This window comes from Streptomyces sp. NPDC057424, assembly GCF_042803315.1.
In the GTDB taxonomy this organism is placed as follows: Bacteria; Actinomycetota; Actinomycetes; order Streptomycetales; family Streptomycetaceae; genus Streptomyces.
In genome coordinates this window covers 22347-43715 of record NZ_JBHVCP010000056.1, presented here as the reverse complement: position 1 = coordinate 43715, position 21369 = coordinate 22347, and the positions used below count along the sequence as shown (strand labels likewise).

Below are 21369 nucleotides of genomic sequence, written 5' to 3'. Positions count from 1 at the left end.
TGATGACGACGAGCACGAGGACGGAACCGCAACGGGACCCCGGGACCGCCCCGGCAGCCCGCCGACGGGAGCCGCCCGCGCCCCACGAGCCGGCCCCGGCCGAAACCGGCCTCTTCGCCGCCCGCGTCCGGGGCCGCCACCGCAAGCCCCGCCCCCGCAAGGTCCTGCTCACCGCCGGGGGCCTCGCTCTCGCCGCGGGCGCCCTGAGCCTCCTGCGCCTGACCTCCGGCCCGGGCACCGACGCGGGCACCGTCGAGGCCGGGCCCCGCCCCGATCCGGTCACCAGCGCCCCGGACGACGCCGCCGGCACCGTCGCGACCTTCCCGGACGCCCCCGACGCGAGCCCGTCGTCGCCCACGGCCCTGGGCGGCCCGACCCCGTCGCCGGTCACCAAGGGCGCACGGCCGTCCCCGTCCGCCACGACCAGGACCCCAGTGACCTCCACGAGCGCCGGCCCCGCGTCCACGGCCATCCCCGACACGCCGAACAGCCCCGCCCCGGCCCCGGCGCCGGCGGCTTCGAGGGGCCGCGACGCCCCGAGACCGGCTCCGGCCCCGACCGCTCCTCCGAGCCGGACCGCACCTGCCCCGGCATCCACACCCGAGGAGCCGGAGGAGCCGCACGATCCGGGCCTGTGCGTGCCGGTGATCGGCTTGTGCGTGGACTCGCCGGCCGGCCGCCGCTGACAGCCCGCCGGCGACCGGCCATGGCACGCGGGCCCGCAGACGACCGGCTACTGCGGCCCGTCCCGCCGCGTGAGCAGCCACGGCTCCACGACGCCCAGGCCACGCACCGGCCGCTGCCACATCGGCTGCAGCCCGAACCGGTACACCGGGGGTTCCTCGCCCTCCTTCTCCGCCGCAGCGGCCTCCTCGGCCGCCTCCGCCTCCGAGGCCGGGGCGTCCTGCGTACGGATCAGTTCCTCGGCGAAGGCGGTGTCGACGAGGACGGCGTCCTTCGGAGCTATCGAGGTGAGCCGGGAGGCCAGGTTCACGGTCGTACCGAACACATCACCCATACGGGTGGTCACGGTGCCGAACGCCATGCCGACACGCAGCTCCGGCATCGTCTCGTCGTGCGCCATGGTCTCGATCAGCCGCAGGGCGATCTCGGCGGCCGTGCCCGCGTCGTCGGCGGCGTAGAGCACCTCGTCGCCGAGGGTCTTGATGAGCCGTCCGCCGTTCGCGGCCACCAGGTCGGCCGCCGTGGTCTCGAAGGCCTCGACCAGCTCGCCGAGCTCCTCCTCCTCCATGCGGCGGGTCAGCCGCGTGAACCCGACCAGGTCGGCGAAGCCGACGGCCAGCCGCCGGTCGACCATCTCCTCGTCGTCGGCCGCCTGCACGACCCGTCCGGCCGAGGCGGCGAGCTGCCGGCGCCAGACGTAGACCAGGAACTCCTCCAGCTCGGGCAGGAGCAGCTCGACGATCGGGTACGTCACCTCGGTGCGCGTCATGCCCGGCTCGGGCGGCTCGGTCAGCCCCTCCAGGAAGGAATCGATCTGCCACTCGGCGAGCCGCGCGGTGGTCTGCCCCGTGGACCGGGCCACCTGCACGGCCATCGCCTCGCTCAGCAGCCCCGCCTCGACGAGACCGGCGAGGCGCCGCAGCGCGAGCACGTCGGCCTCCGTGAGGGCCTTGGCCTGGCCGATGTCGGCGAAGCCCATGGCCCGCCAGAAGCGGGAGGCCAGTTCCATGGAGACCCCGGCACTGCGGGCCGCCTGAAACGGGGTGTAGCGGCGCTCGGCGCCCAGGATGAGCCCTTCGAGGCGCAGGGCGAGCGGATCCTCGCCGGAGTCGGCGCCCTGCGCGTCCTCGCCGGAACCCGAGTCGTCGACGGTCACGCGTGTTGCCCTTCCGATCTGTCACGGTCATGTATCGACCGGCCTCAACTCTACGGCAGGTGTGCGCCAGCTCACTCCGTTTGGTTCAGCCGACGGGTGGGTGCCCGGCGGTTCCGTCGGCACTCGGCGTTGGTGCCACGGCCCCCGGGGCCTGCCGCCCCCGGACACCGCTTCGGCCTGAACGGCCTCGTCCTCGATCGCCGGACGGGCCGGAAGCACCGGCCCGCTGCCGAGCGCCTGTCACGCAGGCCGCAGATGAACGATGTCCCCGGCCCCGACCGGCTCCTGCACACCCTCGCCGGTGGCCAGTACCAGGCGTCCGTCCCCGTCCACGGCCACCGCCTCTCCCACCACGGCCCGGTCCCCCGGCAGCTCCGCCCGGACCACCCTTCCGAGGGTCGCGCACCCGGCCGCATACGCCTCCTGCAACCCGCACACCCCCGGGTCGCCCCCGGCCGTGCGCCACTTGCCGTACCAGTCCTCCAGCGAGCGCAGCACCCCCCGCAGCAGCGGATCCCGGTCCGTGCTCACCGCCCCGGCCAGCCCCAGCGAGCCCGCCGTCGGCACGGGCAGCTCGTCGTCCTTGAGGGAGACGTTGATGCCGACCCCGATGACCACCCCGTCGTCGCCGGCCCGCTCGGCCAGGATCCCGCCGGCCTTGCGCTCCGCGCCCCCTACCGTGACCAGCAGATCGTTCGGCCACTTCAGGGCCGTGTCCACGCCCGCAGCCCGCGCCAGCCCCGTCGCGACCGCGACTCCCGTGAGCAGCGGCAGCCACCCCCACCGGGCCACCGGCACCTCGCCCGGCGTGAGCAGGACGGAGAAGAAGAGGCCGGAGCGGGGCGGCGCCGTCCACTGGCGGTCGAGACGGCCTCGGCCCGCCGTCTGCTCCTCGGCGACCAGCACCGCGCCCTCGGACACCTCGCCCTTCGCCGCCCGGGCCACCAGATCGGAGTTGGTGGAGCCGGTGCGCTGCACCACGTCCACCTCAGACCACAGCCCTCCCTGCCGTACCAGACCCCGGCGCAGGGCGGTGACGTTGAGGGGCGGACGGTCCAGGTCCGACCAGCGGCTTCCGTTCGGCTCTGATGCATCTCGCGGCGTCATGCAAGCCACCCTAGGTGTGGTAAACGCCGCACTGCCGATGTGAAGGCACCCCACTACTCTACGGATGAGTAACCGTCCCCCCTTTTGAGCAGGCAGGGAGCCGCATCCCGATGTCCGAGCCGGAAGAGCAGCAGCAGCCCGACATTCACACGACCGCGGGCAAGCTCGCGGATCTGAAGCGACGCATCGAGGAAGCGACACACGCCGGCTCCGCTCGTGCCGTCGAGAAGCAGCACGCCAAGGGCAAGCTGACGGCCCGTGAGCGGATCGAGCTCCTGCTCGACGAGGGCTCCTTCGTCGAGCTCGACGAGTTCGCCCGGCACCGCTCCACCAACTTCGGCCTCGACAAGAACCGCCCGTACGGCGACGGGGTCGTCACCGGCTACGGGACCGTCGACGGCCGCCCGGTCGCGGTGTTCTCCCAGGACTTCACCGTCTTCGGCGGAGCCCTCGGCGAGGTCTACGGCCAGAAGATCGTCAAGGTCATGGACTTCGCCCTGAAGACCGGCTGCCCGGTCATCGGCATCAACGACTCCGGCGGCGCCCGCATCCAGGAGGGTGTGGCCTCGCTGGGGGCCTACGGCGAGATCTTCCGCCGCAACACCCACGCGTCGGGTGTCATTCCGCAGATCAGTCTGGTCGTCGGCCCGTGTGCGGGCGGGGCCGTGTACTCCCCCGCCATCACCGACTTCACGGTCATGGTCGACCAGACCTCGCACATGTTCATCACCGGCCCCGACGTCATCAAGACCGTCACCGGCGAGGACGTCGGCTTCGAGGAGCTGGGCGGCGCCAGGACCCACAACGCGACCTCCGGGGTCGCCCACCACATGGCGGGCGACGAGAAGGACGCCATCGAGTACATCAAGCAGCTGCTGTCGTACCTGCCGTCCAACAACCTCTCCGAGGCACCGGCGTTCCCCGAGGAGGCCGACCTCGAGGTCAGCGACGAGGACCTCGAACTGGACGTGATCGTCCCGGACAGCGCGAACCAGCCGTACGACATGCACGCGGTGATCGAGCACGTCCTCGACGACGCCGAGTTCTTCGAGACGCAGCCGCTGTACGCGCCGAACATCGTCACCGGCTTCGGCCGGGTCGAGGGCCGCCCGGTCGGCATCGTCGCCAACCAGCCGATGCAGTTCGCCGGGTGCCTGGACATCACGGCCAGCGAGAAGGCGGCCCGCTTCGTGCGGACCTGCGACGCCTTCAACGTCCCGGTCATCACGTTCGTCGACGTCCCCGGCTTCCTGCCCGGCGTCGACCAGGAGCACGACGGCATCATCCGCCGCGGCGCCAAGCTGATCTACGCCTACGCCGAGGCGACCGTCCCGCTCATCACGATCATCACCCGCAAGGCCTTCGGCGGCGCCTACGACGTCATGGGCTCCAAGCACCTGGGCGCCGACCTCAACCTCGCCTGGCCCACCGCCCAGATCGCCGTCATGGGCGCCCAGGGCGCGGTCAACATCCTGCACCGCCGCACCATCGCCGAGGCCGAGGCGGGCGGTGAGGATCTGGAGGCGGTCCGGGCCCGGCTGATCCAGGAGTACGAGGACGCCCTCCTCAACCCCTACGTCGCGGCCGAGCGCGGCTATGTCGACGCCGTGATCCTGCCGTCCGAGACCCGCCGGCACGTCGTACGGGGCCTGCGTCAGCTGCGTACGAAGCGGGCATCCCTGCCTCCGAAGAAGCACGGCAACATCCCCCTCTAGCCCGCAGCGAGCCCAGGAGGCCCACATGACGATCAAGGTCGTACGGGGCAACCCGACCCCGGAGGAGCTGGCCGCCGCCCTGGCGGTGGTCAGGGCCCGCGCCGCGGCGGCGGCTGCCGCCCCGCCCGGCGCGCCGGAAACCCGCGACTCCTGGTCCGACCCGTCCCGCATCGCGGCCCACCGCCTGCCCCAGCCGGGGCCGGCGGCGTGGGGACGCACCTACTGGCCGGGGTGAGACCGGCCCGCGCGGGGCGCCGATTTGAGTACCTCTACTCAGGCGCCCCGCCCTGCCAGGCCACACGCTGGAGTCATGCTGTGGTCCGACCCCGAGAACGAACCGCCCGAAGAACTGCGTGACATGCAGGACATGCTGCGGCGACTGAGCGTTCTCCTGGCCCTGGCGATGGTGCTCGCGATGATCGTGATCGGAGTGAGGTGAGCCGGCCTCACTCGGGTGACTAACCTGACGGCATGACCGCTCAGCGCCGCAGGCGACTCGTCCTCGCCTCCCAGTCCCCCGCCCGGCTCGGACTGCTCCGCCAGGCCGGCCTCGCCCCCGAGGTGATCGTGAGCGGCGTCGACGAGGACGCCGTCACCGCCCCCACCCCCGCCGAGCTCGCGCTCGCCCTGGCCGAGGCGAAGGCCTCCGTCGTGGCGGCCCGGCCGGAGGCCAAGGGCGCGCTCGTCATCGGCTGCGACTCGGTGCTCGACCTGGACGGACAGGCGCTCGGCAAGCCCGCGGACGCCGAGGAGGCCACCGCGCGCTGGAAGTCGATGCGCGGCCGGGCCGGCACCCTGCAGACCGGCCACTGCGTCTACGACACACGCACCGGCCGCTACGTCTCCGCCACCGCGTCCACCGTCGTCCACTTCGGCGACCCCACCGACGAGGAGATCGCCGCCTACGTCGCCTCCGGCGAACCCCTCTACGTCGCCGGTGCGTTCACCCTGGACGGCCGCTCGGCCCCGTTCATCGACGGCATCGACGGCGACCACGGCAACGTGATCGGCATCAGCCTGCCCCTGGTCCGGCGGCTCCTCGCCGAACTGGGCGTAGGCATCACGGAGTTGTGGGCGCCGGGGGAGAAGTGAGCGGGGGCCCGTCGCCGCTCTTCCCGCCCCCGGGCGTGGCGTCGGCGGGCTCCGCGGGGCGGTCGTACGTCATCAGCAGCAGCACGATCAGGGCCAGGACCAGCACCATGGACAGGAAGGCGCCCCAGCCCACCAGCCCCCAGGTGAACGCGCCCAGCACCCCGTGCACGACCGCCCCGCTGATCAGCAGGACGCGTCCGAGGCCCGCCGGGGGGCGGTCCCGCAGCGCCACCAGCAGGGCGACCAGGCCGCACAGGGCGAAGTAGAGGCCGAAGACGATCCCGCCGATCTTCGACGACACCGACATCATGTGCGGGTCCAGCCCGGCCAGTGACATGTCCTGGCGGTCGACGACGACCCCCAGGAACCAGTTGAGCGCCGCGACGCCGAACGCCTCGGCGAACAGCACCACCGCCACGACCCACGCCACCGGCCTGCGTATCACCGGGCCCACCCCCTCTTCCCTCCGAAGAACACCGCGAACGCTACTAACGGGTAAACCAGGGGACAAGGGCCCGGCAGCGGGCAAAGAATCATTGGGCCATTCGTAGGGACTCGACAAAGAAACAGAGTGGCCCGCAGCACGTGATGACAGAGACCTTGACCACAGGAGAGGGCTAGGGTTTCCCGGAGGAGTACTGCGTACCGCGGTGCGACAAGGGATTTCGCGGGTCGAGCGAGCCTCGCATCACGCTCCGTGTGGGCAAGCTCACCACTGGGGACGGGTCGAAGTGTCGTGTCGGCAGTCCCTAAACTCGGCTTGTTTCAAGGAGGGAGCCTCAATCGTGCGCAAGGTGCTCATCGCCAACCGTGGCGAAATCGCTGTCCGCGTGGCCCGGGCCTGCCGGGATGCCGGTATCGCGAGCGTGGCCGTCTACGCCGACCCGGACCGGGACGCTCTGCATGTCCGCGCCGCGGATGAGGCGTTCGCCCTGGGCGGTGACACGCCGGGCACCAGCTACCTCGACATCGAGAAGGTGCTCAACGCCGCCCGCGAGTCGGGCGCGGACGCGATCCACCCCGGCTACGGCTTCCTCTCCGAGAACGCCGAGTTCGCTCAGGCGGTCCTGGACGCGGGCCTGATCTGGATCGGCCCGCCGCCGCAGGCGATCCGCGACCTCGGCGACAAGGTCGCCGCCCGGCACATCGCGCAGCGCGCGGGTGCCCCCCTGGTGGCCGGTACGCCCGACCCGGTGTCCGGCGCCGACGAGGTCGTCGCGTTCGCCGAGCAGCACGGCCTGCCGATCGCGATCAAGGCCGCCTTCGGCGGTGGCGGTCGTGGTCTGAAGGTCGCGCGGACGCTGGAAGAGGTCCCGGAGCTGTACGACTCGGCGGTCCGTGAGGCCGTCGCGGCCTTCGGCCGGGGCGAGTGCTTCGTCGAGCGGTACCTGGACAAGCCGCGGCACGTGGAGACCCAGTGCCTGGCCGACCAGCACGGCAACGTGGTCGTCGTCTCCACCCGTGACTGCTCCCTCCAGCGCCGGCACCAGAAGCTGGTGGAGGAGGCACCGGCCCCCTTCCTGTCCGACGCGCAGGTGGAGGAGCTGTACAGCGCATCCAAGGCGATCCTGAAGGAGGCCGGCTACGTCGGCGCCGGCACGGTCGAGTTCCTTGTGGGCCTCGACGGCACGATCTCCTTCCTGGAGGTCAACACCCGTCTCCAGGTGGAGCACCCGGTCACCGAGGAGGTCGCCGGTATCGACCTCGTGCGCGAGATGTTCCGCATCGCCGACGGCGAGGAGCTCGGCTACGGCGACCCCGAGCTGCGCGGTCACTCCTTCGAGTTCCGCATCAACGGCGAGGACCCGGGCCGCAACTTCCTCCCCGCTCCCGGCACGGTCACGACGTTCGCCCCGCCGTCCGGCCCGGGTGTCCGTCTGGACGCGGGCGTGGAGTCCGGCTCGGTCATCGGCCCGGCGTGGGACTCCCTGCTGGCCAAGCTGATCGTCACCGGCCGTACGCGCAGGGAGGCGCTGCAGAGGGCCGCCCGTGCGCTGGAGGAGTTCCAGGTCGAGGGCATGGCGACGGCGATCCCGTTCCACCGTGCGGTGGTGAAGGACCCGGCGTTCGCGCCGGAGCTCACCGGCTCGTCCGACCCGTTCACGGTGCACACCCGCTGGATCGAGACGGAGTTCGTCAACGAGATCAAGCCGTTCGCCGCGCCGGCCGATGCGGACGCGGACGAGGAGCCGGGCCGCGAGACGGTCGTCGTCGAGGTCGGCGGCAAGCGTCTCGAGGTCTCCCTGCCGTCTTCGCTGGGCATGTCCCTGGCCCGTACGGGTCTGGCGGCGGGCGCGAAGCCGAAGCGCCGTGCGGCGAAGAAGTCGGGCCCCGCAGCTTCCGGCGACACCCTCGCCTCCCCGATGCAGGGCACCATCGTCAAGGTCGCCGTCGAGGAGGGCCAGGAGGTCAAGGAGGGCGACCTGGTCGTCGTCCTGGAGGCCATGAAGATGGAGCAGCCCCTGAACGCGCACAGGTCGGGCACGATCAAGGGGCTGAGCGCGGAGATCGGCGCGTCGGTGACGTCGGGCGCGGCGATCTGCGAGATCAAGGACTGAGTCGGAGAAGGACGAACCGAACGCCCACGGCGCGGCCCCGGTCGGGGCCGTGCCGGGGGGTGTCCGTCCTCGGAACGGCGCGATGGACCCACTCACCGACTGACCTGCGTTGACGCGCCAACCGCTGCGGGCGGACACCCCCGGCGCGTCCCCTGCTCGCCGTACGCGGCCGCGGGTGCGTCCGGCCGGCGCAGCAGGCGCCCAGTGCACCCGCCCGCCCTGCTCAGCTGCGGCCCGCCAGGGCCGCCTTGGCTACGGACCCCGCCCCGCTCGGCTGCGGGCCACCGGGCCAACCCAGCCACGGACGCCCGCCCGGGCCGTCGGGCCACGATGCCCGCGCACGCCCACCCCGATCAGCTGCGGCCCGCCAGGGCTTGGCTGCGGGCAGTCGTGCCGCTGAGGGCGGCACGGGTGGGCGCAGCGGCACCCCGCTCCGCCGGGTTGCGGACCCCCGGCCTCAGCACCAGCACCAGCACCGAGTGCCCGGCACACCGACCGCGACGGAACTCCCCGTCGGCAGAACCGCCGGCATCAGCGCCGCCGCAGATCCGCCACCCGCGCCCGCTCCGCCCCCGGACTCTGCTCACCCATCATCGAGGCAGAAGCAGACCTCAACTGCCCCCCAGCCCCCGGCACCTGCCGTCGGGGCCCGGGCAACGGCACATCCCGGCGCTGCTGACGCGCCGGGACGGCATCACCCCCCGGGCCCCCCGCACCCGGCGCCGCCGTACCCCCTTGCCCCCCGGCCACGGCGATCTGCACGCCCTGGTCGGCAAGCGCCTGGAGCTCCGTGGCGGCACGGTCGTCGTGCGCGGGCGGCTCGTCCGTGACGAGGCGCGTGATGAGATCCGTGGGCACGGTCTGGAACATGGTGTCGGTGCCGAGCTTCGTGTGGTCGGCGAGCACGACCACCTCCGCCGCGGCCTGCACCAGCGCCCGGTCGACGGACGCCGACAGCATGTTGGACGTGGACAGCCCGCGCTCGGCGGTCAGACCGCTCCCGGACAGGAACGCCCGCGACACCCGCAGTCCGTGCAAGGACTGCTCGGCACCACTGCCGACCAGGGCATAGTTCGAACCGCGGAGCGTACCGCCGGTCATCACGACCTCGACCCGGTTGGCATGGGCCAACGCCTGGGCGACGAGGAGGGAGTTGGTGACGACGGTGAGCCCGGGCACCCGGGCGAGCCGGCGGGCCAGCTCCTGGGTCGTCGTACCCGCCCCGACCACGATCGCCTCTCCCTCTTCCACGAGGTTCGCGGCGAGGTCGGCGATGGCGGTCTTCTCGGCGGTCGCGAGATGAGACTTCTGCGGAAAGCCGGACTCCCGCGTGAAACCGCCCGGCAGTACCGCACCGCCGTGCCGGCGGTCGAGGAGTCCTTCTGCCTCCAGCGCGCGCACGTCCCGCCGTACGGTCACTTCGGAGGTCTGGACGACGCGGGCGAGCTCACGGAGCGACACGGCCCCGTTCGCTCGCACCATTTCGAGGATCAATTGGCGACGTTCTGCAGCGAACACGAAACTGACAGTAACGCCAGCGACCGTCTGCTTTCAGCAGTTTGCGCTGAATAGCAGAAGATGTTCGCACTGGGCAGCGGGAAGTGGTATAGGGGCGGGCCCAGTCCCGCCGCCCATGCCGTACGCACGGTCGGCACTCCCCGTGACCAGCGAAGAGTCGGTTTCGGCCTCAGCCCTCGCCGTTCTCCTTGCGGGTGTGCAACTGCCGTGCCACCTCGGCGATCGAGCCCGACAGGGAGGGGTAGACGGTGAAGGCGTTCGCGATCTGTTCGACGGTCAGATTGTTGTCGACCGCGATCGAGATGGGGTGGATCAGTTCCGAGGCACGCGGGGCCACGACGACTCCGCCCACCACGATGCCGGTGCCCGGGCGGCAGAAGATCTTGACGAAGCCGTCGCGGATGCCCTGCATCTTGGCGCGCGGGTTGCGCAGCAGCGGCAGCTTCACGACCCGGGCGTCGATCTTCCCGCCGTCGACGTCGGCCTGGGTGTAGCCGACGGTGGCGATCTCGGGGTCGGTGAAGACGTTCGACGAGACGGTCTTCAGGTTCAGGGGGGCCACGGCGTCGCCCAGGAAGTGGTACATGGCGATGCGGCCCTGCATGGCGGCGACGGAGGCGAGGGCGAACACGCCGGTCACGTCACCGGCCGCGTAGACGCCCGGAGCGGTCGTACGGGAGACCTTGTCGGTCCAGATGTGGCCGGACTCGCGCAGCCGGACGCCGGCGTCCTCCAGCCCCATGCCCGCGCTGTTGGGCACGGCACCGACGGCCATGAGGCAGTGCGAGCCGGTGATGACCCGCCCGTCACTGAGGGTCACCTCGACCCGGTCCCCGACCCGCTTGGCGGACTGCGCCCGGGAACGCCCCATGACGTTCATGCCGCGCCTCCGGAAGACGTCCTCCAGCACGGCGGCCGCGTCCGGGTCCTCACCCGGCAGCACGCGGTCGCGCGACGACACGAGCGTCACCCTCGACCCGAGCGCCTGGTAGGCACCGGCGAACTCGGCACCGGTCACACCGGATCCGACCACGATGAGCTCCTCGGGGAGCTCGTCGAGGTCGTACACCTGGGTCCAGTTCAGGATCCGCTCCCCGTCGGGCAGGGCGTCGGGCAGCTCACGGGGGTGGCCGCCGGTGGCGATGAGCACCGCGTCAGCCGTGAGGGTCTCCTCACTCCCGTCGGCGGTGCGCACCACGACCTTGCGCGACCCGTCGAGCGCCTGCATGCCCTCCAGCCGCCCGCGCCCGCGCATGACACGCGCCCCGGCACGCGTCACGGAGGCGGTGATGTCGTGTGACTGGGCGAGCGCGAGCCGCTTCACACGCCGGTTGACCTTGCCCAGGTCGACACCCACGACCCGGGCGGCCTGCTCGATGTGCGGGGTGTCGTCGGCCACGATGATCCCCAGCTCCTCGTACGAGGAGTCGAAGGTGGTCATCACCTCGGCCGTGGCGATCAGGGTCTTCGACGGCACGCAGTCGGTGAGCACCGACGCCCCGCCCAGACCGTCGCAGTCGACGACGGTCACCTCCGCGCCGAGTTGGGCGGCCACCAGGGCCGCTTCGTATCCGCCGGGTCCGCCACCGATGATCACGATCCGAGTCACGTACTCCATTGTCCCGCACCGCTCGACGCGCCACCGCCCCGGGGCCCCGCCGTGCGCCTGTTGTTACGACAGTGACGCCGGGGCCGCCTGCCGTACCCTTCCCCCATGTCGCTCTACGCCGCGTACGCCGGCAACCTCGACGCGCGGCTGATGTCCCGCCGCGCCCCGCACTCGCCGCTGCGCGCCACCGGCTGGCTGAACGGCTGGCGGCTGACCTTCGGCGGCGAGCACATGGGCTGGGAGGGCGCACTGCCGACGATCGTGGAGGACCCGCTCTCCCAGGTCTTCGTCTCCCTGTACGACATCGCCCCGATGGACGAGGACTCACTCGACCGCTGGGAGGGCGTGGGTCTCGACATCTACCGTCGTGCGCGCGTACGGGTGCACACCCTGGACGGTGAGGACTCCGCCTGGGCCTTCGCCCTGAACGCGTACGAGGGCGGCCTGCCCTCCGCCCGCTACCTGGGCGAGATCGCCGACGCGGCCGAGTCGGCCGGCGCTCCCCACGACTACGTGATGGAGCTCCGCAAGCGCCCCTGCTGACGGCCGCCCGCGCGAGCCGCCTCGTCGGAAACGACAAGACAACGATCGCCACCCCGTGAGCTCTGCCATCTACGCGCGTAGGCATTCACCGGCTACCCTCGTCGGCGTGAACGCATCTCTTCTTCCGGACGACATCCAGGGCGACCCCCACGCGGCCGCCGACGCCGCCGCGGCCCGCCTGCGCGAACTCACGGGCGCCGAGACCCACGACGTCGCCCTCGTGATGGGCTCCGGCTGGGCCCCCGCCGTGGACGCCCTGGGCGCCCCCGAGGCCGAGTTCCAGGTCACCGAGCTCCCCGGCTTCCCGCCGCCGGCAGTGGAGGGCCACGGAGGCAAGATCCGCTCGTACCGGATCGGCGACAAGCGCGCCCTGGTCTTCCTGGGCCGTACGCACTACTACGAGGGCCGCGGGGTGGCCGCGGTCGCCCACGGCGTCCGCACCGCGGTCTCGGCCGGCTGCAAGACGGTCGTCCTCACCAACGGCTGCGGCGGCCTGCGCGAGGGCATGCGCCCCGGCCAGCCAGTCCTCATCAGCGACCACATCAACCTCACCGCCACCTCCCCCATCATCGGCGCGAACTTCGTCGACCTGACCGACCTGTACTCCCCGCGCCTGCGGGCCCTGTGCAAGGAGATCGACGCCACGCTGGAGGAGGGCGTCTACGCCCAGTTCCCCGGCCCGCACTACGAGACCCCGGCCGAGATCCGTATGGCCCGGGTCATCGGCGCGGACCTGGTGGGCATGTCGACGGTCCTGGAGGCGATCGCCGCACGTGAGGCGGGCGCCGAGGTCCTGGGAATCTCCCTGGTGACGAACCTCGCCGCCGGCATGACGGGCGAGCCCCTGAACCACGAGGAGGTCCTCCAGGCGGGCCGCGACTCGGCAACGCGCATGGGCTCGCTGCTGGCGCAGGTCCTGGGCCGCCTGTAAGCGACCCGGCGCAGCGGCCGAGGCCGGGGCGCCGCGCGACTCGGCGCGACGAGGTGCCGCCGCGCCCACCCGTGCCGCCGTCGGCGGCACGATCGCCCGCAGCCCAGCGGAAGCGGCGGCCCGCACCCACGCGCCCGCAGCCGCCGCACGACGCAAGGGGACGTGTCGGGGGGCGTCCGCCCGCAGGGGGTGGCGCGTCAACGGACAGTCAGCCGGCGTCCGGCCCCATCGCGCCGTTCCGAGGACGGACACCCCCCGACGCGTCCCCGACCCCACACCCGGCGAGGAGGCGCAGGCCCGCACCCACCGCCGGAGACACCCGCACCGCACCACAGGTGAACAGGCGAAGTACCCGCACCCACCGCCGGAGGCACCGGTACCGGCACCGGAATCGATCAACAAGCGAGAGGCTGACACCGACCGTGCACGACGAACTCATCGCACAGGCCCAGGCGTGGCTCACCGAGGACCCCGACCCGGACACCCGCACCGAGCTCGCCCGCCTCATCGACGCCCGGGACCACGCCGAACTCGCCGCCCGGTTCAGCGGCACCCTCCAGTTCGGCACCGCCGGCCTCCGCGGCGAACTCGGCGCCGGCCCCATGCGCATGAACCGCTCGGTCGTCATCCGCGCCGCCGCGGGCCTCGCCGCGTATCTCAAGAAGCAGGGCCACGACAACGGCCTCGTCGTCATCGGCTACGACGCCCGACACAAGTCGTACGACTTCGCCCAGGACACCGCCGCCGTCATGACCGGCGCCGGCCTGCGCGCGGCCGTCCTCCCCCGCCCCCTCCCGACCCCCGTGCTCGCCTTCGCGATAAGGCACCTCGGCGCGGTCGCGGGCGTGGAGGTCACCGCCAGCCACAACCCGCCCCGCGACAACGGCTACAAGGTCTACCTCGGCGACGGCTCCCAGATCGTCCCCCCGGCGGACATCGACATCGCGGCGGAGATCGCCGCCGTCCCGTCCCTCACCACCGTCCGGCGCCCCACCGAAGGCTGGGACACCCTCGACGACAGCGTCCTCCACGCCTACCTCGCCCGCACCGACGCCGTTCTCTCCGAGGGCTCCCCTCGCACCGCCCGCACGGTGTACACGGCGATGCACGGCGTCGGCAAGGACGTCCTCCTGGCCGCCTTCGCCCGCGCCGGCTTCCCGGAACCCGTGCTCGTCGCGGAGCAGGCCGACCCGGACCCGGAGTTCCCGACCGTCGCGTTCCCCAACCCGGAGGAGCCCGGCGCGATGGACCTGGCCTACGCGACGGCACGCGCCGCCGGGACCGCCCCGGACCTGATCATCGCCAACGACCCGGACGCGGACCGCTGTGCCGTCGCCGTGCAGGACGGCGCCGACTGGCGCATGCTGCGCGGCGACGAGGTGGGCGCCCTGCTCGCCGCCCACCTGGTCCGCCGCGGGGCGACCGGCACCTTCGCGGAGTCGATCGTCTCGTCGTCCCTCCTCGGCCGGATCGCCGGGAAGGCGGGCCTCCCCCACGTCGAGACCCTCACCGGCTTCAAGTGGATCGCCCGCGCCGAGGGCCTGCGCTACGGCTACGAGGAGGCCCTCGGCTACTGCGTGGACCCCGACGGCGTACGTGACAAGGACGGCATCACGGCCGCGCTGCTGATCACGGAACTGGCCTCACAGCTCAAGGAGGAGGGCCGTACGCTCCTCGACCTGCTGGACGACCTGGCGGTGGAGCACGGCCTGCACGCGACGGACCAGCTCTCGGTCCGCGTCGAGGACCTGTCCCTCATCGCGGCCGCGATGCGCCGCCTGCGCGAGCAGCCCCCGACGGCGCTGGCCGGCCTGCCGATCACCCGTACCGACGACCTCACCAAGGGCACGGCCGAACTCCCGCCCACGGACGGTCTGCGCTACACCCTCGACGGCGCCCGGGTGATCGTCCGCCCGAGCGGCACTGAGCCGAAGCTGAAGTGCTACCTGGAGGTCGTGATCCCGGTCGGGTCCCACGAGGACCTCCCGGGTGCCCGTGCGAGGGCGACGTCGCTGCTGGAGGCGATCAAGCGCGACCTGTCGGCCGCGGCGGGCATCTGACGACGCCGGCGCCCGGTCCACCGCCGAAGCGGCTCAGCGCTCTTCCGGGCGGCCTCCAGCCGCTGCCGCTCGCCGAGGCGGCCGGGAGAGGTCCTCGGCGGTGGACCCGAGGTTCCGGTAGCCGTACCGGCGCTGTTCCAGCCACACCCTCGCCGGCTCCTCGGCCCCCTTCCTCGCCTCCGGGATGTCCTCCTCGGGCTCCCCGGAGCCGAGGAGGCGGAAGGTGACGGCGGGACGCACGGCCACGTCGTACGTGAGGCTCCCCGCGGGCGTGAAGCGCGCAGCACGCCGCGCTCCGCAGCCCGCTCCGGCAGCCCGGCGCTCAGCCCGTCGAAGGCGCCTCGGGCGGTGACACGAATGGTGCGGGTGCATGCCCCGAACCCAGGAACGCGGCCCTTCGACCAGTCACCCCTTCTCCGGCGCCGAACGGCGGCCGGAGCCCGGTCAGCCCACCGCCACCAGGATCAGCACCAGCACAGCTCCCGCGACCGCCGGTGCCAGCACCTCATAGGCCCACCGCACGGTCACCTCGCCCTGCGCCGACTCCGCCCGGTGCCGCGCCTCGTGCAGCCCGCGCAGTTCGTCCATGATTCGGTCGGTCTCGGCCCGCACGGGCCCGTCCGACACCGGCTCCCGGCTCAGGCCCTGCCCCATCAGCCCCCCGGTCATCCCGAGCGCGCTGCCACGGCTCTCCCCCCGCCCCATCTCCCGCCGCGCGTGCGCCGTCGCGCGCATCTCGCGCCGCGCGGCCCTCTTGCGGGCCCGCAGCGAGACGGGCACGGCCCACAGCTGGTACTTCGCGCCGGGCTCGGTGAGGACCTCGTTCGAGTACACGGAGCGCAGCGAGGCGACCTGCCCCCAGGGCACGACGACAAGGCGGAAGGGGTTGCGGATCCGCAGCCGGTCGTCACCGGCGTACACGGCGGGCCGCAGTGTGAAGGCGGTGACCAGCGGCACGACGAGGAGCAGCACGGCGAGCACGAGCCACGGCGTGCGCCCCTCTCCGGAGATCACCGCGTCGATGCCGAGCCACCCGGCGATGGCGAGCAACAGGACACCACCGGCGATGGCCGGAACCGACCGGTACACCCGGTCCTTGGACTCGGGCTCCGGAGGCTGCGGCGCCGGCGACTGGGATTCGGGGCTCGTCATGTCTCGATTCTGCCGGACCCGTCCGCACGTCCTTCATCCGCCCGGGGTCGATCGTCGGATCCGCACCAGGACAGCCGGAGGGCTGTACAGCCGCTACGCGCGTAGATATGCTCGTCTGGTGACCATGCCCAGTTCTGCACTCACCGCAGCTCACCCCCTCAAGGACGTCGCCGCGTCCGACAGCTCGCTGCGCCGCTTCCTCCACGGGCTCCCCGGCGTCGACGCGGTCGGACTCGAGGGCCGTGCGGCCTCCCTCGGCACCCGTTCGATCAAGACGACCGCGAAGGCGTACGCCATCGACCTCGCCATCTCGATGGTCGACCTGACGACGCTGGAAGGCGCGGACACCCCGGGCAAGGTCCGGGCGCTCGGCGCCAAGGCCGTCAGGCCCGACCCGACGGACCGGACGACGCCCGCCACGGCGGCGGTCTGCGTCTATCCCGACATGGTGGCCGTGGCCAAGGAGGCCGTCGCCGGTTCCGGCGTGAAGGTCGCCTCGGTGGCCACGGCGTTCCCGGCCGGCCGTGCCGCGCTCGACGTCAAGCTGGCCGACGTCCGCGACGCCGTCGCCGCCGGTGCCGACGAGATCGACATGGTCATCGACCGCGGGGCGTTCCTCTCGGGTCGCTACGTGAAGGTGTACGACGAGATCACCGCCGTGAAGGAGGCCTGCGGGACCTCCGCGCGCCTGAAGGTCATCTTCGAGACGGGCGAGCTCTCGACGTACGACAACATCCGCCGCGCGAGCTGGCTCGGGATGCTGGCGGGCGCGGACTTCATCAAGACCTCCACCGGAAAGGTCGCCGTCAACGCGACCCCGGCGAACACGCTGCTCATGCTGGAGGCGGTGCGCGACTTCCGTGCGCAGACCGGCATCCAGGTCGGCGTGAAGCCGGCCGGCGGCATCCGCACCTCCAAGGACGCCATCAAGTTCCTCGTGCTGGTCAACGAGACGGCGGGCGAGGACTGGCTGGACAACCACTGGTTCCGCTTCGGCGCCTCCTCGCTGCTGAACGACCTGCTGATGCAGCGCCAGAAGCTGGCCACCGGCCGCTACTCCGGTCCCGACTACGTGACGGTGGACTGATCACCATGGCATCGGTATTCGAATACGCCCCGGCCCCCGAGTCGCGCGCGATCGCCGACATCGCGCCCTCGTACGGCCTGTTCATCGACGGCGAGTTCGTCGAAGCGGCGGACGGCAAGGTCTTCAAGACCGTCTCCCCGTCCACCGAGGAGGTCCTCTCCGAGGTCGCCCGGGCCGGTTCCGAGGACGTCGACCGTGCGGTGAAGGCCGCGCGCCGGGCGTTCGAGAAGTGGTCGGCGCTGCCGGGCTCGGAGCGCGCCAAGTACCTGTTCCGCATCGCCCGGATCATCCAGGAGCGCAGCCGCGAGCTGGCCGTCCTCGAAACCCTGGACAACGGCAAGCCCATCAAGGAGACCCGCGACGCCGACCTGCCCCTGGTCGCCGCGCACTTCTTCTACTACGCGGGCTGGGCCGACAAGCTCGACCACGCGGGCTTCGGCGCGAACCCGAGGCCGCTGGGCGTGGCGGGCCAGGTCATCCCCTGGAACTTCCCCCTCCTCATGCTGGCGTGGAAGATCGCCCCGGCGCTCGCGACGGGCAACACGGTCGTCCTGAAGCCGGCCGAGACCACCCCCCTCTCGGCGCTGTTCTTCGCGGACATCTGCCGCCAGGCGGGCCTGCCCAAGGGCGTCGTCAACATCCTCCCGGGCTTCGGCGACTCGGGTGCGGCGCTGGTCGCCCACCCGGACGTGAACAAGGTCGCCTTCACGGGCTCCACGGCCGTCGGCAAGGAGATCGCCCGCACGGTCGCCGGGACCCGCAAGAAGGTCACGCTGGAGCTGGGCGGCAAGGGCGCCAACATCGTCTTCGACGACGCCCCGATCGACCAGGCCGTCGAGGGCATCGTCAACGGCATCTTCTTCAACCAGGGCCAGGTCTGCTGCGCGGGCAGCCGCCTGCTGGTGCAGGAGTCGATCCAGGAGGAGCTCCTGGAGTCCCTGAAGCGCCGCCTGTCCACGCTGCGCCTCGGCGACCCGCTGGACAAGAACACCGACATCGGTGCGATCAACTCCGAGGAGCAGCTCACGCGCATCACCTCGCTCGTCGAGCAGGGCGAGGCGGAAGGCGCCGAGCGCTGGTCCCCGGCGTGCGAACTGCCGGAGAGCGGCTACTGGTTCGCCCCGACGCTGTTCACGAACGTCACCCAGGCGCACACCGTCGCCCGGGACGAGATCTTCGGCCCGGTCCTGTCGGTGCTGACGTTCCGCACACCGGACGAGGCGGTCGCCAAGGCCAACAACACGCCGTACGGCCTCTCCGCCGGCATCTGGACGGAGAAGGGCTCGCGCATCCTGGCGGTCGCGAACAAGCTCCGCGCGGGTGTCGTCTGGTCCAACACGTTCAACAAGTTCGACCCCACGTCGCCGTTCGGCGGTTACAAGGAGTCGGGCTTCGGCCGCGAGGGCGGCCGCCACGGCCTGGAGGCGTACCTCGATGTCTGATCGGCTCAACGTCCTGAAGACCTACAAGCTGTACGTCGGCGGGAAGTTCCCGCGTTCCGAGAGCGGCCGGGTGTACGAGGTGAGCGACTCCAAGGGCAAGTGGCTGGCCAACGCGCCCCTCTCCTCCCGCAAGGACGCCCGGGACGCCGTGGTCGCGGCCCGCAAGGCGTTCGGCGGCTGGTCGGGGGCGACGGCGTACAACCGCGGCCAGGTCCTCTACCGCGTCGCCGAGATGCTGGAGGGCCGCCGCGAGCAGTTCGTGCGCGAGGTGGCCGAGGCGGAAGGGCTGTCGAAGTCCAAGTCCGCCGCGGTCGTGGACGCGACGATCGACCGCTGGGTCTGGTACGCGGGCTGGACCGACAAGATCGCCCAGGTGGTCGGCGGCGGCAACCCGGTCGCGGGCCCGTTCTTCAACCTGTCCTCCCCCGAGCCGACCGGTGTGGTCGCCGTCCTGGCGCCCCAGGAGTCGTCCTTCCTGGGCCTGGTGTCGGTGCTCGCCCCGGTGATCGCGACGGGCAACACGGCGGTCGTGGTGGCGAGCGAGAAGTCCCCGCTGCCCGCCCTGTCCCTGGCCGAGGTCCTGGCCACCTCGGACGTTCCCGGCGGCGTGGTCAACGTCCTGTCGGGCCGCACGGCGGAGATCGCGACCCCGCTCGCCGCCCACCAGGACGTCAACGCGATCGACCTCGCGGGCGCCGACGAGGTCCTGGCGAAGGAGCTGGAGATCGCGGCGGCCGACAACCTCAAGCGCGTGCTGCGTCCACAGCCTGTGGATTACGCGGAGACTCCCGGCATCGAGCGCATGACGGCGTTCCTGGAGACCAAAACGGTCTGGCACCCCACGGGGTCACTGGGCGCGTCGGGTTCCTCGTACTAGGCGCCCCTCACAGCTGAAGCCCCGGCCCTCCTCCGTCCGGGAGGCCCGGGGCTTCTCCGTCTGCGCGCTGCTCAGCGGTGGCTGCTCCGGGCGCAGGCCGCCAGGACACGCGGAGTCCCATTCGTGCTGGCCGCCCGCATGCACGTACAGGTCGGCCGCTCCCAGCAGGACGTCGGCGGTCTTGGCGCCTGCGAACTCCTGCGGCACGACTTGTGCACCGGACTTGTGCACCGAGGAGGTCGGCCGGCCGGCAAAGGGCGGCGGGCGGGTGCGGCTGACCGGCATCCGCAGGAGACCGGCCCGGCCGGGTGAGGTAGGCGGGTGCTGCCCGGTGGACAGAACCAGCGCGCGGGCGGGCAGGGCGACCGCGACTGCTGTCAGCCGGTCCCTCTCCCGCAGAGCGACGTGTACCGCCCAGTCGTCGCGGGAGGAGCGGCGAACTCACGGGTCCCATCCAGGGGATCGCGCGGGCCTTCCGGACCGGCGTGGTGGACGGCCTGCACGGTGTCGCGCCTGGCACGGCCGCACCGTGTGCCGCGGCGTTCGCGGTGCCGTGGCTGGTCCGGGAGGTCCCGCTGCGGGGCCGGTGAGCTACTGCGACAGCAGCCCGGCCGCCTGCCCCACCACCGGAATGCTCGCGACCGACTGGGCCTGCGCCACCGGCCCCGTCAGTGCCTGGGACGTCATCGGCTTGAAGTCGGCGAGTTGGGTGCCGATGCCGTTGTCGAGCGGGTCGACTCCGGTGCCGGCGAGCGGGTTGGGCTTGAGACCGGCGACCGGGCCGGTGACGTAGCCGAGGATACCGGTCGTGGCCTGGAGGCCGGACTGGGGGTCGATCCTGCCGAGGGAGGTGGGCCGGGTGTTCACCACGCCCAGCAGCGACTCGGTGTCCGCCGCGGCCGTCGCGGTGCCCGCCCCCAGCGCCGCGCCCGCGGTCGCGAGGACGGCCAGGGCACGCTGGGCGGCCGGCTTCCTGGAAGAATCGTGTCGGGCCATGGCTGCCACCTTCTGATGCACTGGGTAATCGTTTCGTGCCCGAGGGTAGTTGAGGTGTGACGCGCGCATCAAAGGCGACCCGCGGGGTCGTACGGCCCCCGGTGGATGCCTCACACTGGTGTCCCGTGAGTTCTCCACTGCCCATATCGACGCGAGTCGTGCTGCTCTGCGGCCCTTCCGGCTCCGGCAAGTCCCTCCTCGCGGCCCGCTCCGGCCTTCCGGTGCTGCGGCTCGACGACTTCTACAAGGAGGGCGACGACCCGACCCTGCCCCTGGTGGCGGAGAGCTCCGACATCGACTGGGACCATCCGGACTCGTGGGACGCGGACACCGCCGTCGCCGCGATCACCCGGCTGTGCCGCACGGGCCGTACGGAAGTTCCCGTCTACGACCTCGCCCTCAGCGCCCGCACCGGCGGCGAGACGGTCGACATCGGACGGACCCCGCTGTTCATCGCGGAGGGCATCTTCGCCGCGGAGATCGTCACGCGCTGCCGCGAACTCGGCGTCCTCGCCGACGCGCTGTGCCTGAGCCGCGGCCCGGTGAAGACCTTCCGCCGCCGGTTCCTGCGGGATCTGAAGGAGGGCCGCAAGTCGGTGTTGTTCCTGCTGCGCCGCGGCTGGCGGCTGATGCGGCAGGAGCGCACGATCGTCGCCCGCCAGACGGCGCTGGGCGCGTACGCCTGCGACCGCGACGAGGCGATGGGCCGGTTGGCGGCAGCGGCGGCCGGCCGGTGCGGGAGCCTCGACACTGCGGCCTAGTGTCGCGGCAGGCAACGTCTGCCCGTCCAGGAGCGGCGTCCGGTGCGTGCTCTCGGCGTGCCGGCCGGAAGTCCTCGTACT

At 72.2% G+C, this 21369-nt stretch carries 21 protein-coding genes; 13 read left to right on the top strand and 8 right to left on the bottom strand.

Going from position 1 to position 21369, the window contains the following annotated elements:
- The first annotated feature begins 2 nt into the window (after window positions 1–2).
- Entirely contained in the window at window positions 3–686 is a 684-nt protein-coding gene (locus ACFU3E_RS31500; protein WP_384165889.1) for a hypothetical protein, read from the top strand.
- Window positions 687–733: 47 nt separating this feature from the next.
- Here ACFU3E_RS31500 and ACFU3E_RS31495 read toward each other — a convergent pair whose 3' ends face one another.
- Both ACFU3E_RS31495 and ACFU3E_RS31490 read right to left on the bottom strand, forming a co-directional pair.
- Window positions 734–1840 (bottom strand): adenylate/guanylate cyclase domain-containing protein, encoded by a 1107-nt coding sequence (locus tag ACFU3E_RS31495; protein WP_384165886.1) that lies wholly within the window; start codon window positions 1838–1840, stop codon window positions 734–736.
- Between the two features lie 240 nt (window positions 1841–2080).
- Window positions 2081–2947 (bottom strand): biotin--[acetyl-CoA-carboxylase] ligase, encoded by an 867-nt coding sequence (locus ACFU3E_RS31490; protein WP_384165883.1) that lies wholly within the window; start codon window positions 2945–2947, stop codon window positions 2081–2083.
- A 110-nt stretch (window positions 2948–3057) separates the two neighbouring features.
- Here ACFU3E_RS31490 and ACFU3E_RS31485 point away from each other — a divergent pair, with 110 nt between their 5' ends.
- The 4 genes from ACFU3E_RS31485 to ACFU3E_RS31470 all read left to right on the top strand — a co-directional run bounded on the left by ACFU3E_RS31485 (window position 3058) and on the right by ACFU3E_RS31470 (window position 5754).
- Window positions 3058–4662, top strand: a complete 1605-nt coding sequence (locus tag ACFU3E_RS31485; RefSeq protein ID WP_384165879.1) for an acyl-CoA carboxylase subunit beta — start codon at window positions 3058–3060, stop codon at window positions 4660–4662.
- Window positions 4663–4687: 25 nt separating this feature from the next.
- On the top strand, window positions 4688–4897 hold the full coding sequence (locus ACFU3E_RS31480) for an acyl-CoA carboxylase epsilon subunit (RefSeq protein WP_384165876.1): 210 nt from the start codon (window positions 4688–4690) through the stop codon (window positions 4895–4897).
- A 75-nt stretch (window positions 4898–4972) separates the two neighbouring features.
- Window positions 4973–5101, top strand: coding sequence for a morphogenic membrane protein MmpB (gene mmpB / locus ACFU3E_RS31475; protein ID WP_142160211.1), 129 nt, complete (start codon window positions 4973–4975; stop codon window positions 5099–5101).
- A 32-nt stretch (window positions 5102–5133) separates the two neighbouring features.
- A complete protein-coding gene (locus tag ACFU3E_RS31470; RefSeq protein ID WP_384165873.1) occupies window positions 5134–5754 on the top strand; it encodes a Maf family protein in 621 nt (206 codons plus the stop codon).
- Here ACFU3E_RS31470 and ACFU3E_RS31465 read toward each other — a convergent pair.
- Window positions 5723–6199, bottom strand: a complete 477-nt coding sequence (locus tag ACFU3E_RS31465) for a hypothetical protein (protein ID WP_384165908.1) — start codon at window positions 6197–6199, stop codon at window positions 5723–5725. The two genes, ACFU3E_RS31470 and ACFU3E_RS31465, sit on opposite strands and share 32 nt — an antisense overlap.
- Window positions 6200–6539: 340 nt before the next feature.
- Here ACFU3E_RS31465 and ACFU3E_RS31460 point away from each other — a divergent pair, with 340 nt between their 5' ends.
- Complete coding sequence (locus tag ACFU3E_RS31460) at window positions 6540–8312, top strand: acetyl/propionyl/methylcrotonyl-CoA carboxylase subunit alpha (RefSeq protein ID WP_384165870.1); 1773 nt, start codon at window positions 6540–6542, stop codon at window positions 8310–8312.
- A 531-nt stretch (window positions 8313–8843) separates the two neighbouring features.
- Here ACFU3E_RS31460 and ACFU3E_RS31455 read toward each other — a convergent pair.
- Entirely contained in the window at window positions 8844–9830 is a 987-nt protein-coding gene (locus tag ACFU3E_RS31455) for a DeoR/GlpR family DNA-binding transcription regulator (RefSeq protein WP_384165867.1), read from the bottom strand.
- A 169-nt stretch (window positions 9831–9999) separates the two neighbouring features.
- Entirely contained in the window at window positions 10000–11448 is a 1449-nt protein-coding gene (locus ACFU3E_RS31450) for an NAD(P)H-quinone dehydrogenase (protein WP_384165864.1), read from the bottom strand.
- 96 nt (window positions 11449–11544) lie between these two features.
- On the opposite strand from ACFU3E_RS31450, the gene ACFU3E_RS31445 reads away from it, so the two are divergent.
- The 3 genes from ACFU3E_RS31445 (at window position 11545) to ACFU3E_RS31435 (ending at window position 14973) form a co-directional block, all read left to right on the top strand.
- Window positions 11545–11982 (top strand): gamma-glutamylcyclotransferase, encoded by a 438-nt coding sequence (locus tag ACFU3E_RS31445; protein WP_384165861.1) that lies wholly within the window; start codon window positions 11545–11547, stop codon window positions 11980–11982.
- A 106-nt stretch (window positions 11983–12088) separates the two neighbouring features.
- The gene (locus ACFU3E_RS31440) at window positions 12089–12913 is read left to right on the top strand and encodes a purine-nucleoside phosphorylase (protein ID WP_384165858.1); all 825 of its coding nucleotides are present in this window, start codon (window positions 12089–12091) and stop codon (window positions 12911–12913) included.
- A gap of 422 nt (window positions 12914–13335) precedes the next feature.
- Window positions 13336–14973 (top strand): phospho-sugar mutase, encoded by a 1638-nt coding sequence (locus ACFU3E_RS31435; protein WP_384165855.1) that lies wholly within the window; start codon window positions 13336–13338, stop codon window positions 14971–14973.
- 33 nt (window positions 14974–15006) lie between these two features.
- On the opposite strand, the gene ACFU3E_RS31430 is transcribed toward ACFU3E_RS31435, so the two are convergent.
- Both ACFU3E_RS31430 and ACFU3E_RS31425 read right to left on the bottom strand, forming a co-directional pair.
- Window positions 15007–15345, bottom strand: coding sequence for a DUF6204 family protein (locus ACFU3E_RS31430; protein ID WP_384165852.1), 339 nt, complete (start codon window positions 15343–15345; stop codon window positions 15007–15009).
- Between the two features lie 72 nt (window positions 15346–15417).
- Window positions 15418–16125 carry a PH domain-containing protein gene (locus tag ACFU3E_RS31425; protein WP_384165850.1) on the bottom strand — a complete coding sequence of 236 codons (708 nt, stop codon included), beginning with the start codon at window positions 16123–16125 and terminating at the stop codon, window positions 15418–15420.
- Between the two features lie 124 nt (window positions 16126–16249).
- Here ACFU3E_RS31425 and deoC point away from each other — a divergent pair, with 124 nt between their 5' ends.
- The 3 genes from deoC to ACFU3E_RS31410 are packed head-to-tail and all read left to right on the top strand — an operon-like array spanning window position 16250 to window position 19531.
- A complete protein-coding gene (deoC, locus tag ACFU3E_RS31420; RefSeq protein WP_384165847.1) occupies window positions 16250–17212 on the top strand; it encodes a deoxyribose-phosphate aldolase in 963 nt (320 codons plus the stop codon).
- 5 nt (window positions 17213–17217) lie between these two features.
- The gene (locus tag ACFU3E_RS31415; RefSeq protein WP_384165844.1) at window positions 17218–18654 is read left to right on the top strand and encodes an aldehyde dehydrogenase family protein; all 1437 of its coding nucleotides are present in this window, start codon (window positions 17218–17220) and stop codon (window positions 18652–18654) included.
- Window positions 18647–19531, top strand: coding sequence for an aldehyde dehydrogenase family protein (locus ACFU3E_RS31410; protein WP_384165841.1), 885 nt, complete (start codon window positions 18647–18649; stop codon window positions 19529–19531). Before ACFU3E_RS31415 ends, ACFU3E_RS31410 begins: the two co-directional genes overlap by 8 nt.
- Before the next feature lie 591 nt (window positions 19532–20122).
- Here ACFU3E_RS31410 and ACFU3E_RS31405 read toward each other — a convergent pair.
- The gene (locus ACFU3E_RS31405) at window positions 20123–20527 is read right to left on the bottom strand and encodes a hypothetical protein (protein WP_384165838.1); all 405 of its coding nucleotides are present in this window, start codon (window positions 20525–20527) and stop codon (window positions 20123–20125) included.
- Window positions 20528–20583: 56 nt separating this feature from the next.
- On the opposite strand from ACFU3E_RS31405, the gene ACFU3E_RS31400 reads away from it, so the two are divergent.
- Window positions 20584–21288: a uridine kinase gene (locus tag ACFU3E_RS31400; RefSeq protein WP_384165835.1), complete on the top strand. Its 705-nt coding sequence runs from the start codon at window positions 20584–20586 to the stop codon at window positions 21286–21288.
- Window positions 21289–21369 lie beyond the last annotated feature (81 nt).

Coding starts and splice junctions, on each gene's coding strand:
- ACFU3E_RS31485 (WP_384165879.1), top strand. CDS start 3,058: ATGTCCGAGCCGGAAGAGCAGCAGCAGCCCGACATTCACACGACCGCG.
- ACFU3E_RS31490 (WP_384165883.1), bottom strand. CDS start 2,947: ATGACGCCGCGAGATGCATCAGAGCCGAACGGAAGCCGCTGGTCGGAC.
- ACFU3E_RS31430 (WP_384165852.1), bottom strand. CDS start 15,345: ATGCACCCGCACCATTCGTGTCACCGCCCGAGGCGCCTTCGACGGGCT.
- ACFU3E_RS31405 (WP_384165838.1), bottom strand. CDS start 20,527: ATGGCCCGACACGATTCTTCCAGGAAGCCGGCCGCCCAGCGTGCCCTG.
- ACFU3E_RS31470 (WP_384165873.1), top strand. CDS start 5,134: ATGACCGCTCAGCGCCGCAGGCGACTCGTCCTCGCCTCCCAGTCCCCC.
- ACFU3E_RS31415 (WP_384165844.1), top strand. CDS start 17,218: ATGGCATCGGTATTCGAATACGCCCCGGCCCCCGAGTCGCGCGCGATC.
- ACFU3E_RS31410 (WP_384165841.1), top strand. CDS start 18,647: ATGTCTGATCGGCTCAACGTCCTGAAGACCTACAAGCTGTACGTCGGC.
- ACFU3E_RS31450 (WP_384165864.1), bottom strand. CDS start 11,448: ATGGAGTACGTGACTCGGATCGTGATCATCGGTGGCGGACCCGGCGGA.
- ACFU3E_RS31500 (WP_384165889.1), top strand. CDS start 3: ATGACGACGAGCACGAGGACGGAACCGCAACGGGACCCCGGGACCGCC.
- mmpB (WP_142160211.1), top strand. CDS start 4,973: ATGCTGTGGTCCGACCCCGAGAACGAACCGCCCGAAGAACTGCGTGAC.
- ACFU3E_RS31425 (WP_384165850.1), bottom strand. CDS start 16,125: ATGACGAGCCCCGAATCCCAGTCGCCGGCGCCGCAGCCTCCGGAGCCC.
- ACFU3E_RS31480 (WP_384165876.1), top strand. CDS start 4,688: ATGACGATCAAGGTCGTACGGGGCAACCCGACCCCGGAGGAGCTGGCC.
- deoC (WP_384165847.1), top strand. CDS start 16,250: ATGCCCAGTTCTGCACTCACCGCAGCTCACCCCCTCAAGGACGTCGCC.
- ACFU3E_RS31445 (WP_384165861.1), top strand. CDS start 11,545: ATGTCGCTCTACGCCGCGTACGCCGGCAACCTCGACGCGCGGCTGATG.